14 protein-coding genes are annotated in these 15,014 nt (G+C 69.3%); 11 read left to right on the plus strand and 3 right to left on the minus strand.

Features of this window, described 5'->3' with window-relative positions; all coding sequences use genetic code 11:
* Nucleotides 1-125: 125 nt before the first annotated feature.
* Together BN1959_RS01425 and serS are read left to right on the plus strand one after the other, a co-directional pair.
* The gene (locus tag BN1959_RS01425) at nucleotides 126-518 is read left to right on the plus strand and encodes a hypothetical protein (protein WP_053946950.1); all 393 of its coding nucleotides are present in this window, start codon (nucleotides 126-128) and stop codon (nucleotides 516-518) included.
* A gap of 609 nt (nucleotides 519-1,127) precedes the next feature.
* Nucleotides 1,128-2,504, plus strand: coding sequence for a serine--tRNA ligase (gene serS, locus BN1959_RS01430; RefSeq protein WP_053946951.1), 1,377 nt, complete (start codon nucleotides 1,128-1,130; stop codon nucleotides 2,502-2,504).
* A gap of 3 nt (nucleotides 2,505-2,507) precedes the next feature.
* Here the strand turns inward: serS and BN1959_RS01435 are convergent, their stop codons facing one another.
* Nucleotides 2,508-2,858, minus strand: a complete 351-nt coding sequence (locus BN1959_RS01435; protein WP_053946952.1) for a nuclear transport factor 2 family protein — start codon at nucleotides 2,856-2,858, stop codon at nucleotides 2,508-2,510.
* Nucleotides 2,859-2,935: 77 nt separating this feature from the next.
* On the opposite strand from BN1959_RS01435, the gene BN1959_RS01440 reads away from it, so the two are divergent.
* The 5 genes from BN1959_RS01440 (at nucleotide 2,936) to BN1959_RS01460 (ending at nucleotide 7,547) form a co-directional block, all read left to right on the plus strand.
* On the plus strand, nucleotides 2,936-3,433 hold the full coding sequence (locus BN1959_RS01440; RefSeq protein ID WP_053946953.1) for a DUF367 family protein: 498 nt from the start codon (nucleotides 2,936-2,938) through the stop codon (nucleotides 3,431-3,433).
* Nucleotides 3,434-3,525: 92 nt separating this feature from the next.
* Nucleotides 3,526-4,527 carry an ABC transporter ATP-binding protein gene (locus tag BN1959_RS01445; protein ID WP_053946954.1) on the plus strand — a complete coding sequence of 334 codons (1,002 nt, stop codon included), beginning with the start codon at nucleotides 3,526-3,528 and terminating at the stop codon, nucleotides 4,525-4,527.
* Nucleotides 4,524-5,294 carry an ABC transporter permease gene (locus BN1959_RS01450; RefSeq protein WP_053946955.1) on the plus strand — a complete coding sequence of 257 codons (771 nt, stop codon included), beginning with the start codon at nucleotides 4,524-4,526 and terminating at the stop codon, nucleotides 5,292-5,294. The genes BN1959_RS01445 and BN1959_RS01450 overlap by 4 nt, the downstream gene beginning before the upstream one ends.
* Nucleotides 5,295-5,340: 46 nt before the next feature.
* Entirely contained in the window at nucleotides 5,341-6,510 is a 1,170-nt protein-coding gene (locus tag BN1959_RS01455; RefSeq protein ID WP_053946956.1) for a CBS domain-containing protein, read from the plus strand.
* 71 nt (nucleotides 6,511-6,581) lie between these two features.
* Nucleotides 6,582-7,547 carry an NOG1 family protein gene (locus BN1959_RS01460; RefSeq protein ID WP_053946957.1) on the plus strand — a complete coding sequence of 322 codons (966 nt, stop codon included), beginning with the start codon at nucleotides 6,582-6,584 and terminating at the stop codon, nucleotides 7,545-7,547.
* Here the strand turns inward: BN1959_RS01460 and BN1959_RS14295 are convergent.
* Complete coding sequence (locus BN1959_RS14295) at nucleotides 7,445-8,881, minus strand: TIGR00341 family protein (RefSeq protein ID WP_202594630.1); 1,437 nt, start codon at nucleotides 8,879-8,881, stop codon at nucleotides 7,445-7,447. The genes BN1959_RS01460 and BN1959_RS14295 overlap by 103 nt on opposite strands.
* 134 nt (nucleotides 8,882-9,015) lie before the next feature.
* Here BN1959_RS14295 and engB point away from each other — a divergent pair, with 134 nt between their 5' ends.
* From engB to mutL, 3 genes are read left to right on the plus strand one after another with little or no spacing between them, the layout of a single operon-like run.
* Complete coding sequence (gene engB, locus BN1959_RS01470; protein WP_053946959.1) at nucleotides 9,016-9,639, plus strand: GTP-binding protein EngB; 624 nt, start codon at nucleotides 9,016-9,018, stop codon at nucleotides 9,637-9,639.
* Nucleotides 9,640-9,694: 55 nt separating this feature from the next.
* Nucleotides 9,695-12,352: a DNA mismatch repair protein MutS gene (mutS, locus tag BN1959_RS01475; protein WP_053946960.1), complete on the plus strand. Its 2,658-nt coding sequence runs from the start codon at nucleotides 9,695-9,697 to the stop codon at nucleotides 12,350-12,352.
* The gene (gene mutL, locus BN1959_RS01480) at nucleotides 12,349-14,016 is read left to right on the plus strand and encodes a DNA mismatch repair endonuclease MutL (protein WP_053946961.1); all 1,668 of its coding nucleotides are present in this window, start codon (nucleotides 12,349-12,351) and stop codon (nucleotides 14,014-14,016) included. Before mutS ends, mutL begins: the two co-directional genes overlap by 4 nt.
* Nucleotides 14,017-14,088: 72 nt before the next feature.
* On the opposite strand, the gene BN1959_RS01485 is transcribed toward mutL, so the two are convergent.
* A complete protein-coding gene (locus tag BN1959_RS01485) occupies nucleotides 14,089-14,397 on the minus strand; it encodes a DUF7573 domain-containing protein (protein ID WP_053946962.1) in 309 nt (102 codons plus the stop codon).
* Between the two features lie 84 nt (nucleotides 14,398-14,481).
* Here BN1959_RS01485 and BN1959_RS01490 point away from each other — a divergent pair, with 84 nt between their 5' ends.
* Entirely contained in the window at nucleotides 14,482-14,976 is a 495-nt protein-coding gene (locus tag BN1959_RS01490; protein WP_053946963.1) for a DUF7529 family protein, read from the plus strand.
* Nucleotides 14,977-15,014: the final 38 nt, after the last annotated feature.

Below are 15,014 nucleotides of genomic sequence, written 5' to 3' on the forward strand. Positions count from 1 at the left end.
CGAACAGACTGAGCCGTGCGAGACGGGGTGCGTGCGACCCGCGGTAGCCGTGCACCCCCTGTCGGGTCCTCGCGTCGACGACCGATACCGACGACGGTTTCTCTCCTGAACCCCGACAGTCGGTGATGGCGCTCTCACGCCGTTCGTTCCTCCCCCTCCCGGTCGCGCTCGCGCTCGCCGGCTGTACGTCGCTCACCAACGACTTGGTCGAACTGGCTATCGAGAACCGCAGCGGCGGCGCGCGGGACGTGACCGCGACGGTGACGCCCGTCGCCGAGTACGACGGCAGCGATCCCCCCGAGCCGGACTTCGAGGGGACGGTCCCGCCGGGCTCCCGGCAGTTGGTTCCGGACGTGGCTCCCTCCCCCGACGAGGGGGCGGCGCCGATCCCCACCCGGGTCCACGTCGTCGCCGGTCCCTACGAGGACGTCCTGCGGGTTGACGTGACTGGGACCGGAACGATCGACGTGCGGATCACGCGGAACGGGCTGGACGCGTTTTTCGCGGCGAAGGACTGATTCGGGGTTTGGTTGGTCGTTCTGGCGGAACCCCACAGCAACAGCGCCTCGACCGTCGACCACTTGCGACCGCACCGCCCTCTCCCCTCCCCAGCCGACTCCTTCCCTGGCTTCGCTCGGTCACTCGTCCTCCGAGGGAGCGGAGCTCCCTCGTGCCCTCGTTCGGTTCACTCACGAGGACCTCGCGCGCTCGTTCGCCCACGGAGGCGTCGTGCGGGCGACCCACGCGTCGCCCGCACTGCCCGGGACCGCCGGTCCCGCCCTGCTCACGTCGCGCGCCGACCGCCTCAGCGGTGCGGTGGCGGTGGACGCCTCGCGGCCGTCGACGAGAGCGAAGCTCTCGTCTGCCAATCAGAAATCTCCGATCTCTGATGACGGCGATCGTCGCCGGCCGCGGGGGGAGGGGTGGGGACTCGGCGCTGTGCCGGGCTTCATGCCCGGCGCACTGCCGTCACAAGTGGTCTAGCACCGAGATGCTGTTGCGGTTGCCGTTGCCGATGGTCCGCATACCGTTCCGTCGCTCGTACCACCCCAACAACCGACATCCACGACTGCCACTGATTCCCATCGACCCGACACGGTTTTCCCGAATCACCGAGAAGCCCGCCCATGATCAGCCGACAGACGCTCCGGGAGGAGCCAGAGCGCGTCCGGGACGCGCTCGACGCCAAGGGAGTCGACGACGTGGACCTCGACGAGATCCTCGAGATCTACGACGAGTGGCGCGACCTGAAAGCCGAGGGCGACGACCTCCGACACGAGCGCAACGAGGTCAGCCGGGAGATCGGCGAGCTCAAACGCGAGGGTGAGGAGGAAGAGGCTCAGGCGGCAATCGACCGATCGAGCGAACTCAAGGAACGCCTCGACGAGGTGGAGGACCGCGCCGACGAGCTCGAAGCCGAACTCGAACAGCGCATGATGCGCATCCCGATGCTCCCCGACGACGATGTGGCCCGTGGGGCAGACGAGAGCGAGAACGTCGAGCGTCGGCGCGAGGGGTTCGACGACCTGCGGGAGCTGCCCAACGAGGTGACGCCACACTACGACCTCGGCGAGGAGCTGGACATCCTCGACTTCGAGCGCGGCGCGAAGGTCAGCGGCGGCGGCTACTACTTCGCAAAGGGTGAGGGCGCCCGGCTCGAACACGCGCTGATCCAGTTCTTCCTCGAGACCCACCGCGAGCAGGGGTACACCGACGTGTTCCCGCCGATCCCCGTCAACAGCAAGTCGATGGAGGGGACCGGCCAGTTCCCGAAGTTCACCGAGGACGCCTACCGCCTCGAAGGCAGCCACGACGAGCAGTACGACGACGACGACCTGTGGCTGCTCCCGACCGCCGAAGTCCCCGTCACGAACCTCCACCGCGACGAGATCCTGCTCGACGACGATCTCCCGCTGAAGTATCAGGCGTACTCGCCGAACTTCCGGCAGGAGGCCGGTGAACACGGCACCGAGACGCGGGGCATCGTCCGGGTCCATCAGTTCAACAAGGTGGAGATGGTCAACTTCGTCCGGCCCGAGGAGAGCGACGAGCGCTTCGAAGGGCTGTTGAGCGAAGCGGAGTCGGTGCTGCAGGCACTGGGGCTGCCCTACCGTGTGCTCGAAATCTGTACCGGGGACCTCGGCTTCACGCAGGCCAAGCAGTACGACCTCGAAGTTTGGGCCCCCGGCGACGACATGGACGACGGCCCGGAGCAGGGCGGCCGCTGGCTCGAAGTCTCGTCGGTGTCGAACTTCCGAGATTTCCAGGCCCGACGGGCGGGGATCCAGTACCGGCCCGAACAGCACGAGTCGGCGGAGTACCTCCACACGCTCAACGGCTCGGGCGTCGCCGTCCCGCGCGTACTGGTGGCGATTCTGGAGTACTACCAGAACGACGACGGCACCGTCGACGTGCCCGAACCGCTCCAGCCGTACATGGGCGGGCAGGAGGTCATCGAGGGCCAGGAGCCGGTCGGCGAGAGCGCGGTCGGCGACGGGAACTGAGCGCTATTTGGTAAACGTCCGCAGATCGACGATTTTCCCGCCCTCGACGGTGAACAGGTCCACGAACGCGAACAGCTCCTCGCCGTCCTCGGCGAACAGTTGGCCGTGGGCCGCGACCTCGCGTCCGCGAGCGTCGTCGCCGTCGGTTTCGGGCAGGAACAGCGTGTCCACCGCGTGAACCGTGTCGGTCCGAGGCCGTTCGTCCGTCATGAACGCGACGAACCGATCGCGACCCTCGATCGTCCGGTCCGGGCGGTCGTGGCGGAAATCGCGGGCGAGCACGGCCGCGAGCCCGTCGGCGTCCATCGCGTCGATGGCCTCGTAGTAGCGCTCCACCGGCTCGGTGTGGCTCATACCTCACGTCCGGCCAGTGGGGCCAAGAAGGCGCGGGTCTCCGGGGGGCATTTGTCGCTCGGGCGCCGAGCGTGGGTGTGGACCTGCACGTCCGGTACGAGGGCGACGACGACCCCGAGAAGTGTACCGCCCGGAAGCTCGCGCGGTTCGACCTCGCCGAACTGCACCGCTCGGACCGCGCGACGCCGTACGGGGTCGTGCTCAACCCCCACGCCGAGCGCGCGCTCTCGCCCGCCGACCGCGAGGCCGCCGAGCACGCTCTGGTCGCGCTCGACTGCTCGTGGGAGTCCGCCGGTGAGAAGCAGTTCACGATCGACGGCGACCACCGCGCGCTCCCCTACCTCGTCGCCGCCAACCCCGTGAACTTCGGGAAGCCGATGCAGCTCACGACCGTCGAGGCGTTCGCCGGCGCGCTCGTGATCCTGGGCGAGAAGGACCATGCCGAGGAGATCCTCGCGAAGTTCACGTGGGGCGAGACGTTCCTCGAACTCAACGAGGAACCCCTCCAGCGTTACTCGGAGTGTGCGGACTCCGCGGAGGCCGTCGCGATCCAACAGGAGTATCTGGACCGATAAACCCGAGAGAGCGATATCGAATTTCATTCGCGAGCCGATCGATCGCTCCCCGTGCCGGCAGCTACTTCCCCGTTGAACGTTTATTCAGCCCGATGGCGGCGATTCAGGTCGATGGCCTCACCAAGCGCTTCGACGAGACGGTCGCGGTGGACGGCCTCTCGTTCACCGTCGAGGACGGGGAACTGTTCGGCTTGCTCGGCCCCAACGGCGCGGGCAAGTCGACGCTGATCAACATGCTCGTGACGCTGCTCGGGCCCACCGAGGGGACAGCGACCGTCGACGGGCACGACATCGTCGACGACACCGCGGCGGTCCGCAACAGCATCGGGATCGTGTTTCAGGAGCAGGCGCTCGACGAGGAGCTCACCGGCGCGGAGAACCTCGCCTTCCACTCCCGGCTGTACGGGCAGTCCGCGAGCGAGCGCGAGGAGCGCATCGACGAGATCCTCGATCTCGTGGGGCTCGAGGACGAACGAGACGACCCCGTGGGCACCTACTCCGGCGGCATGAAGCGGCGGCTGGAGATCGGCCGCGGGCTGCTCCACGAGCCGGCCGTGCTGTTCCTCGACGAGCCGACCACGGGACTCGACGCGCGGACGCGCCGTGACTCCTGGGAGTACATCCGCCGGCTCAACGAGGAGGCCGGCGTCTCGGTCGTGCTGACGACCCACTACATCGAGGAGGCCGAACAGCTCTGTGACCGCGTCGCGGTCGTCGACGACGGCGATATCGCCGCGATCGACTCGCCGGACGCGCTCACCGAGTCGATCGGCGGCGACGTGGTCAGCCTCGAACTCGACGGACGGACGGACGCGCTTCGGGACCGACTCGCGGCGCAGTCGTGGGTGTCTGAGTTCTCGGCCGACGACGGCGGCCTGCGGATCACGGTCGATCACGGCCGGCAGCGCATCGCGGATCTCGTCCGGCTGGCCGACGACGCCGGCGTCCCGGTCACTGCCGTCGACGTGCGCGAACCAAACCTCGAAACGGCGTTCCTCTCGCTCACGGGGGCGACGATGGCCGAGCGCGAGGCCGACGGCACGGCGTCGGACGACGGGGAGGCGGTCGTCGGCACCGCCGGGGGTGACCGATGAGGCGCGTCGGCCCGCTGGCGATCTACGCGCTCTGGCTCCGGGACGTGAAGCGCTTCGCCCGGACGCCCTCACGGATCGTCGGCTCGATCGCGATGCCGCTGCTGTTTCTCGTCTTCCTCGGCTTCGGCTTCAGCGGCGCGGCGATCCCCGGGCTGCCCGAGGGCGTCGACTACCTCCAGTACCTCGTCCCCGGGATGGTCGGGTTCACGATGCTGTTCGGCGCCTCCTTCGCCGGCATGTCGATCCTCGCGGACCAGGAGGTCGGTTTCCTGAAGGAGATCCTCGTCGCGCCCGTCAGCCGCACGTCGATCGTGCTCGGGCGGATCGCCGGCGGCTCGACGACCGCGCTGGTGCAGGCGGCGCTGATCCTCCTGCTGTCGATCCCGCTGGGGTTCGAGATCCGGAGCCTGCTCGCCCTGCCGATGGCGGTCGTCGTGCTGCTGTTGATCGCGACCACGTTCGTCGGCTTCGGCGTCGCGCTGGCGTCGCAGTTCAGCGACAGCGAGGGGTTCGGGCTGGTCGTCCAGTTCGTGATCTTCCCGATCTTCTTCCTCTCGGGCGCGATCTACCCGCTATCGAGCCTCCCCGACGCAGTTGGAGCGATCGCGCTCGCGAACCCGCTGACCTACGGCGTCGACGGGCTCCGGGCGGTGCTGGTGGGGAGCTCGCGGTTCCCGCTCGCGCTCGACCTCGGCGCGCTCGTCGTCTCCTCGATCGTCACCGTCGCGCTCGGCACCTACCTGTTCGAGCGCGTCGAGGCCGTGTAGATGGGGTGACCAGTCGTTTTACTTGCGGTCGCACAGTACGTTTCCCATGGCGAGCTTCCAGATCGGGCGGATCTACGGAATCCCGATCAAGATCGACGTGACGTTCCTGCTGGTGCTCCCGCTGTTCGCGTGGGTGATCGGCTCACAGGTCGAGTTCTGGGTCGAGATACTCGGCATCCTCCCGACGGACGTGCCAGGGACGGCGCCCCTGACCGAGGGGAACACGCCCTGGATACTGGGGTCGGCGTCGGCGATCGGCCTGTTCGTGGGCGTACTGCTGCACGAACTGGGTCACTCGCTGGTCGCGATGCGCTACGGGTTCGAGATCGACTCCATCAAGCTCTGGCTGCTGGGCGGGGTCGCCCAGTTCACCGAGATGCCCGAGGACTGGAAACAGGAGTTCTCGGTCGCCGTTGCGGGGCCGATCGTGAGCGTCGGCGTCGGCGTGCTCTCCTACGCGGCGTTCGTCGCGACACCCGGGAGCCTCCCCGCCGTCCAGTTCGTGTTCGGCTACCTCGCGCTGGTGAACGTCATGCTCGCGGCGTTCAACATGCTGCCGGGGTTCCCGATGGACGGCGGGCGCGTGCTGCGGGCGCTGCTCGCGCGGAACCGCTCGCACGTCCGCGCGACCCAGATCGCGGCGACCGTCGGCAAGGGGTTCGCGATCCTGCTGGGGTTCATCGGACTGCTCCGGTTCGACCTGATCTTCGTCGCGATCGCCTTCTTCATCTACATGGGCGCCTCCAGCGAGGCCCAGCGCACCGTGGTGAAGGCGGCGTTCGAGGGCGTGACCGTTCGGGAGATCATGACGCCCGCCGCGGAGCTCCAGACCGTCGACGAGGAGACCACCGTCGCCGAACTCATCCAGCGCATGCTCCGGGAGCGCCACGTCGGCTACCCCGTGCTGCGCAACGGGGAGTTCGTCGGCATGGTCACGCTCGACGACACCAAATCCGTCCCCGAAGTCGAGCGTGACGCCTACCTCGTCGAGGACGTGATGAACTACGACGTCCCCACGCTCTCCCCCGACAGCGAACTGATGGACGCGCTCGACGCCATCCAGGCCCACCGCACGGGCCGGCTCCCCGTCGCCGACGAGGACGGGAACCTCGTCGGCCTGCTCTCCCAGACCGACCTCGTGATGGCGTTCAACATCTCCCAGAGTAGCGGCGGGCTCGCCGGGCTGGGCGGGCAGGGACTCCCCCGACAGCCGTAGATCGAACGGGAATCGGCTGTTCCCCGAACGGACGCGTTTTTACGCGCTGGCCGGCTACACTCCCGTAATCGATGACTTTCGAAGATCTACCGACCACGCCCCGGTCGGAGGAGCTCCTCGACAAGGCGTTCTCCCGGGCGTCGCGGACGGGGCGGGCGAAAGACCCCTACGAGGCACAGGAAGCGATGCTGCGAACGGCGGGGAACATCCTCTCGGACAACCTCCAGAACGTCGCGGGCGCCTGGCCCGACTTCGACTACGTCGACCCGTTCTACTACGAGCTCGCCGACGCGATCGTCGACGTGGACCGGCTGCGACAGGCGCTGAGCGAGGTGACGTGGGCCGGCAACCAGATCGAGCAGCTCCGCGACGAGTACGCCTCGAAGATCCGCAACAGCGACACCGACACCGCCCGCAAGCACCGCAAGCAGGCGTTCGCTCGCATGGCCGACATCGTCGAGGAGATCGAGGACGACCTGCTCGTCGTCGGCGAGGCCCGGGACGAACTCAAGACGCTGCCGGACATCCGCCCCGACGAGCCCGCGATCGTCGTCGCGGGCTACCCCAACGTGGGGAAGTCCTCCTTCGTCAACGCGGTGACCAACGCGAGCAACGCGATCGAGTCATACCCGTTCACGACGACGGCGGTCCACGTCGGCCACTTCGAGCGTGACCACATTCGCTACCAGATCGTCGACACGCCGGGGCTGCTCGACCGCCCCGAAGCGGAGCGCAACGATATCGAGGCCCAGGCCGTCTCCGCGCTGCGACACCTCGCCGACGCCGTGCTGTTCGTCGTCGACGCCTCCGGGAACTGCGGCTACCCGCTGGACGCCCAGCTCGAACTGCGGAACGAACTCGACGAGCGATTCGACGCGCCGGTCGTCACCGTCTGCAACAAGTCCGACGTGTCGACCGACGTGGACGCCGACGCCTACATGAGCGTGGCCGAGAGCGAGAACGTCGAGGGCGTGCTCGACACGATCGTCGCAGCCGTCGACTGGGAGCCCGACATCCCGCCCTCGCGCAACGCCTGAGCCGTCCCCGAGCCGTCGCCGCCCGCCGTCTCGACGGCGGTGTACCGCACCGCGACTTCGACGTTCTCCCCGCTGCTGAGGCCGAACGGTCCGCCGTTGATGTCCTCGATTCTGTCGGCCAGTCGACCGGCCAACGCCGGCGGCTCCTCACCCGGCGGGTGGCCGACAGTCACCACCACCCGCTCGGGGCTGCGGAACGGGAACGCGGCGCCGTGTTCCACCTCGAAGCCGATCAGCGACAGCGACGGCTCCCCCGAAAGCAGCGACTCGGTCTCTGCGCGGGCGTCGTCCGCGAACGCTGCGCGCTGGGTGGAGGCGTACGTCGCGCCCGTGAGCACCGTCGAGAGGATCAGTACCGTGACCGCCAGCGCGCCGATGCGTTTGGCGGTGTCCTTCCGAGCCTCCCCCACGTCGAACCACTGCTCGGGCTGGTACCCCTGGTACCAGAACACCGCCAGCGCGACGAGGTTGATCGAGAGGAAGTTCACCGCGACCAGCACCGCCGAGCCGACGACGGCGCCCGGCCGCCCCCACGCGACCCCGATCCCGACGACCGCGGTCGGCGGCACCAGCGCCGCGGCGATCATCACGCCGACCAGCGCCGAGGAGACCCCCGAGGACAGCGAGAGCGCGCCCGCGATCCCGGCCGCCAGCGCGACCACCAGCGACGGGACGCCCGGCGAGAGCCGCTCCCGGACCTCGCCGATCGCGAGCACCTCGTTCGTCCCCAGCGGGACGACGTTCCCGAACCGCAACAGCCCCGCGAATGCGGCCGCGCTCGCGACCGCGAGCAGCGCGCCCGCCGCTTGGAGCTTGATCCCGCGCACGAACAACTCGTGGTCGTCGACGACCGAGCCGACGCTTGTGGCCATCGCTGGCCCGATCAGCGGCGCGATCACCATCGAGCCGACGACGACCGCCGCCGAGTCGAGCAACAGCCCCGCGGTCGCGACGATGGCGCTGATCGCGGTCATCACGAGGAACGGCACCCAGTCCGGCGCGAGGTCGGCCGCACGCGTGACTAGCTCGTCGCGGGCGATGCGTTCGCCCTCCTCGCCCTCGGTCCACTCCTTCTCCAACTGGTCGTAGCGCTCGGAGACAACCGTCTCGGCGTCGAGCACGACCGTGTATGCCTCGCGGTCGATGCCCGTCTCCTCTCTGAGCTGATCCAGGATCGGCTCGACGGCGTTGGTCGGCAGCGGGAACGAGACGACGCCGGTGTAGCGCCGGCCGCTGGTCTCGTCCGACAGCGCGTAGTCGATCCCGTTCTCGTCCAGCACCGAGAGCACGGCCTCCCGCTTCCCGGCGGGGATCATCACCTGTACGAGTCGCACAGGCGTGCCTCTCGCGGACCGGGCAAATAGCCGGCGGTGGCGCCGACCGGTAGCTTCGCTATCGCACTCTCTGGTTTATTATCCCGTCCCTTCGACCCGTGAGCGTTAACCCCGGCAGGCGGCTACCGACGGCCATGCCTTTCGAGAACCGGCCGGACCGCGGGGACGAGGTCGTCCTCGTCGGGCGGTCGAACGTCGGGAAGTCAACGCTGATGCGGGAGCTGACGGGTCACAAGTTCGATACGGGCGGGAAGCCGGGGGTGACCCGCCAGCCCAACCACTACGACTGGGCGGGACAGGACTTCATGTTCACCGACCTGCCCGGGTTCGGGTTCATGTCCGGCGTCGACGAACAGCAGCGCGAGCAGATCAAGACTGACGTGGTGCGTTACGTTGAGGAGAACGCCGAGGACATCCTCGCGGGCGTGCTGGTCGTCGACGGGAAGGCGGTGATCGACATCATCGACCGCCATCAGGAGAAGGGCGACATCCCCCACGACGTGGAGATGTTCCACTTCCTGCAGGACGTCGACGTCGACCCGATCGTCGCGGTCAACAAGATGGACAAGGTCGACGACCGCGACGAGCGGCTGGACGACCTCTGTGACCGGCTCGGGCTGTTCCCGCCGTGGCAACAGTATCAAGAGACGATCTGTCCGATCACCGCAAAGACCGGCAGCATCGAGCCGCTTACGGAGGCGCTGGGCCAGCGGTTCCGCGAGGCCAAGCGCGACGAGCTCCTGCAGTTCGTCAGCTGAACGTGGATCGACGCCTCGCGTAACGCTCTTCCGCTTCGGCACCCCTCTTTCGGCCATGTCCCCGGTCGTCGGCCCCCCGTCGGAACTGGACGAGCGCCGGGACGAGCTCACGCCGATGCTCCAGCAGTACGTGGATCGCTGCCGGGAGCACGACGACGCGCTCGTGCTGTTCCGAGTGGGGGATTTCTACAAGACGTTCTGTGAGATCGCCGAGGAGGTCGCCCGGACCTGCGAACTCACGATGATCGAGCGGGAGGACTCCACGGGCACCTACGACGCGGCGGGGATCCCCGTCGACAACGCCGCGGAGTACATCGAGCGCCTGCTCGACGCCGGCCACCGCGTCGCGATCGCCGATCAGGTCGAGGACCCCAGCGAGACGAACGGGATCGTCGAGCGCGCGGTCACCCAGATCATCACGCCCGGTACCGTCGTCGACGACGAACTGCTGTCGCCCGATTCGACGTACGTCGCGAGCGTGGTCGGCGGCGAGAAGGAGTTCGCGGTCGCCAGCGTCGACGTGTCCACCGGCGAGTGCCGGGTCGCCCCCGCGCCCGACCCCGCGAGCGCCCGGGAGGAGGTGGCCCGCGTCGGTCCCGCGGAACTGCTCTCGGGGCCGGGCGCACCCGATATCGATGCCCCCTGCCCGACGACCGACTGGGACGACGACGCCTTCGCCGCCGACGCGGCCCACGAAACCCTCTCAGCCTACGCCGATCCCGACCGCTTCGCCGGCGTCGAGACCCGCGCCGTGGGCGGGCTGCTCGCCTACGCCGAGTACACGCAGGGCGACGACGGCCCACTCTCCTACGTTTCCCGAATCCAGCGCTACGACCCTGCGGACTGCCTGCGGCTGGACGCCGCCGCGCTGCGCAGCCTCGAACTGTTCGAGAACCGCGCCGGCGGCGATCGTGACGGCGACACGCTGTTCGAGACGGTGAACGAGACGGTCTGTGCGCTGGGGCGCCGCCGGCTGGCGTCGTGGCTCCGCCGCCCGCTGGTCGACCGCCGCGCGATCGAGGCCCGGCTCGACGCCGTCGAGGAGTTCTCGACGCGAACGCTGCTGCGTGAGGAACTGCGCGACGAACTCAGCGCCGCCTACGACCTCGAACGGCTGGTCTCGCGGGTCTCCCGCGAGCGAGCGAACGCGCGGGACCTGCGCTCGGTCGCGGGGACGCTCGCGATCGTCCCGGAGCTGAAAGCGGCGCTTTCGGACGCGGAATCTGACCGCCTACAGGAACTCCGCGACGGCCTCGACGAACTCGCCGAAACGCGGGAGCTGATCGAGAACGCGATCGCCGAGGACCCCCCACAGGAGATCACCGAGGGGGGCGTGATCGCCGAGGGCTTCGACGACGAACTCGACGAGGTGCGCGCGACCGAACGCGAGGGTCGCGAGTGGGTCGCCGACCTCGAAGCCAAGGAACGCGAACGGACGGGAATCGACAACCTCGAAGTCGGCCACAATCAGGTCCACGGCTACTACATCGAGGTGACCGACAGCCACCTCGACTCGGTGCCCGAGGAGTACCGCCGGCGGCAGACGCTGAAGAACTCCGAGCGGTTCGTCACGCCCGAACTCCGCCGGCGCGAGGACGAGATTCTGGGCGCCGCCGAGCGTGCCGACGCGCTGGAGTACGACATCTTCCGCGAGGTCCGTGCGGAAGTCGCGGACGCTGCCGACCGCTTGCAGGCGCTCGCGGACGACCTCGCGGATCTGGACGCCCTCCTGTCGCTCGCGACGGTCGCGGTCGGCCCGGAGTTCTGCCGGCCGACGTTCCACGAGGGCGACGACCCGCTCCAGATCGAGGCCGGGCGCCATCCCGTGGTCGCACAGGCACAGGCGGAGTTCGTCCCCAACGACGCCGACCTCCCGGCCGGCAGCGTGGCGCTGATCACCGGCCCCAACATGAGCGGGAAGTCGACGTACATGCGGCAGGTCGGCCTGATCTGCGTGCTCGCGCAGGCGGGGGGGTTCGTCCCCGCCGAGTCCGCGAGCCTCCCCGTGCTCGACCGCGTGTTCACTCGCGTCGGCGCCAGCGACGACATCGCCGGCGGGCAGTCGACGTTCATGCGCGAGATGAGCGAGCTCACCGACATCCTCCACGACGCGACCGCGGACTCGCTGGTCCTGCTGGACGAGGTGGGTCGGGGTACGTCCACCGCTGACGGGCTCGCGATCGCCCGCGCGGCCACGGAGTTCCTCCACGACGAGGTGGGCGCCCGGACGCTGTTCGCGACCCACTACCACGACCTCACCGCGCTGGCCGACGAACGCGAGGAGGTGTTCAATCTCCACTTCACGGCAATCCGGGACGGCGACGACGTGACGTTCCTCCACCGCGTCGACGAGGGGCCATCGTCCTCCTCCTACGGCGTCGAAGTCGCCCGGATGGCCGGCGTCCCGGCGGCAGTCGTCGAACGCTCGCGGGAGCTCGTGGAGGACGAGGAGACCACGGCGTCGGCCGACGCGGCCGAACCGACGCAGGCCGCCACGGACGGTGCCGGCGTCGATACCGCCGCCACGATCGACACCGACGATGCCGAACCATCCCCACCCCCGGGCCAGCAGACACTGCCCGGAACCGAATCTGAGGAGAGGACCGACGCCGACGAGATCGCGGCCGAACTCCGCGACGTCGACCTCGCTCGGACCACTCCCATCGAGGCGCTGAACCGCCTACAGGAGCTCCAGGACCGTGTCTCGCGATGAGCGGCGAGGCCGGTCCGCCGGCGGTCGAACATCTCGACGAGGAGACGATCGACCGCATCGCCGCCGGCGAGGTGATCACTCGGCCCGCGCGGGTCGTGGGCGAACTGCTGGACAACGCGCTCGACGCCGGCGCCGACTCGATCCGGGTTGAGGTCGACGGCGACGGCACCGAACGGATCAGGGTCGCCGACGACGGCCACGGGATGGCCCGCACCGACGCCGCCCGCGCGGTCGAGCGCCACGCGACGAGCAAGCTCCGGGACGCCGCGGCGCTCCCGGCGACGACGAGCCTCGGCTTCCGGGGCGAAGCACTGCCAAGCATCGCCGACGCGGGGCGACTCGAACTCGTCACCAGCGACGGGAGCGAGCCCGGAACGCGGCTCGTGGTCGACGACGAGGGCGACGTTCGAGTCACCGACGCCGGGCGCGCCCGCGGGACGACCGTGACGGTCCGGGGCCTGTTCGCCGACCGGCCGGCACGCCGGGAGTCCCTCGGTAGTGAGGGCGCGGAGTTCGCGAAGATCTCCGAGCTGGTGGCGCGCTACGCGCTCACCCGGCCGGACGTATCGTTCTCGCTCGCCCACGACGGCCGGGAGGTGTTCGAGACGCCCGGCAGCGGTGCCCACGAGGACGCGCTCGCGGCCGTCTACGACCGCCACGTCGCCGCGCGATCGACGACGTTCGCCCACGAGACGACGCTCTCGGGGGGCGAGGACGGGCAGACGATCCACGTCGAGGGCGTCCTCGCGTACCCCTCGACGACCCGCGCCGACCGCTCACACCTCTGGACCGCGATCAACGACCGCCCGGTCGTCGACGGCGGGCTCCGTCGTGCGATCGAGCGCGGCTACGGCACACTGCTGCCCGACGGCCGCCACCCCATCGCAGTGGTCTCCGTCTCGCTCCCGCCGGAAACCGTCGACGCCAACGTCCACCCCGCGAAGGCGGAGGTCGCACTCTCGGTACGGGATCCGGTGGAAGCAGCGGTCGAGACCGGCGTGAACGACGCGCTCACGACCGCGGATCTCCGGCGCTCCGGCGAGGTCGCGATGGGCTTGGAAGAATCTCTCGCGCCGAAGGAGAGCGACTCCGCGCTCGGTAACGCCGAGGTGCTCGGGCAGTTCCGCGAGACGTACATCCTCTGTGCGGAGGGCGACGACCTGCTCGTGATCGACCAGCACGCGGCCCACGAGCGGGTGAACTTCGAGCGCCTGCGGGCCTCCCTCTCGGGCGAAGCGATCGAACGCGCCGAGCTCTCGCCGCCGGAGACGCTCTCGCTGTCGCCCGCCGAGACCGCGATCGTCACGGAGCGCGCCGACGAGCTCGCGGCGCTGGGGTTCGACGCCGAGCCGTTCGGTGGAACGACCGTGAAGCTCTCGGCGGTGCCCGCGCCGCTGGGTCGCCCCGCCGACGCGGGGGCGTTCCGGGAGACCCTCGCGGCGCTCGCGAGCGGTGACGATATCGAGGACGCCCGCGAGACGGCGCTCGCGGATCTGGCTTGTCACCCGTCGCTGAAGGCCGGCGACGCGCTGAAAGCCGAGGACGCACAGGCACTCGTGAATCGGCTCGGGCAGTGTGAACAGCCCTTCGCCTGCCCGCACGGCCGGCCGACGGTGCTCAGCGTGAACGAGGAGACGCTCGCGGCCGGGTTCGAGCGGTCGTAGCGACCCGACTCCGGCATCCGCTCCGGGACGACGAGACGACGCTCGTCGTCGGTCACTCGCCGGAGTCGCGTTTCACCACACTTTACAGTCCGGACAAACGAGCGCGTCCGGGTCGAGATCCGGGTTCTCCGCCGTTCCGTCCTCGCCTGCGTACCAGCGCTTCTCCACCGTCGTCCCGCAGGCCGCACACTCGGCGCCGTCGGGCGTTGACGTGTAGGTGAACGTCGGCGTTTCGGGCTCGGCGTCGGTAGCGTCGTCGGGATTCGCGCCGTCGTCCGGCCCGAGCGCGCCGTCCTCGGGATCACTTGCCCCGTCGTCGTCCGCCTCCGCCGCGCCGTCCCCACGCCCGGCGAAGTCGGTGAGGTTGGCGTCGTCGCTCATACCCCGGACTGTGGGCGGCGGGGGGTTTAGCGGTGGCGTCCCGCAAGCGAACCCTTTTCACCCGTGACGGGCCGTTACCCGGGCATGGACCCCGGACACCCGCTACAGGGCATGACCGACCTCTGGGACGACACCATCGACGACATGCAGGCCACCGCGGAAGAGCTCCGGGAGGCGGGCTGGGAGACCGTCGAGCTCCGGCCCGGCGCGGTGACGCCGCTGCCCCGACTGGAGACCGACGACGGCTACGAGGACGATCGGACGGGGTTCGACGTGCTCGTGCCGGGCAACGAGTTCGAGGCGGTGCAGAACGCCGTCGACGGCGCCGAGTTCGACGAGTACGAGGCGTACAACGCCCAGGCCAACGACGTCGTGTTCGTCGTCGTGGTGATGAAGGCGGCCGACGCCGGGCGGGCGGTGCTGATCCCGATCTACTACGAGGTCGAAGATGCGGAGGAGACGGCCCGGCGGATCGAGGCCGAGGGCGAGAGCCGGTTGTACGTCCGGCCGCTCGACGATAGCGAGCGCGTGCTGTTCGTCCAGCAACAGCCCGAGGCGCTGCTGCCGGGCGAGGCGTAGCGGCCGCGTTCGGCCCACCCCTGCCGGAACGGGCGGTT

The sequence above is a fragment of the Halolamina sediminis genome (genome assembly GCF_001282785.1).
GTDB lineage: Archaea > Halobacteriota > Halobacteria > Halobacteriales > Haloferacaceae > Halolamina > Halolamina sediminis.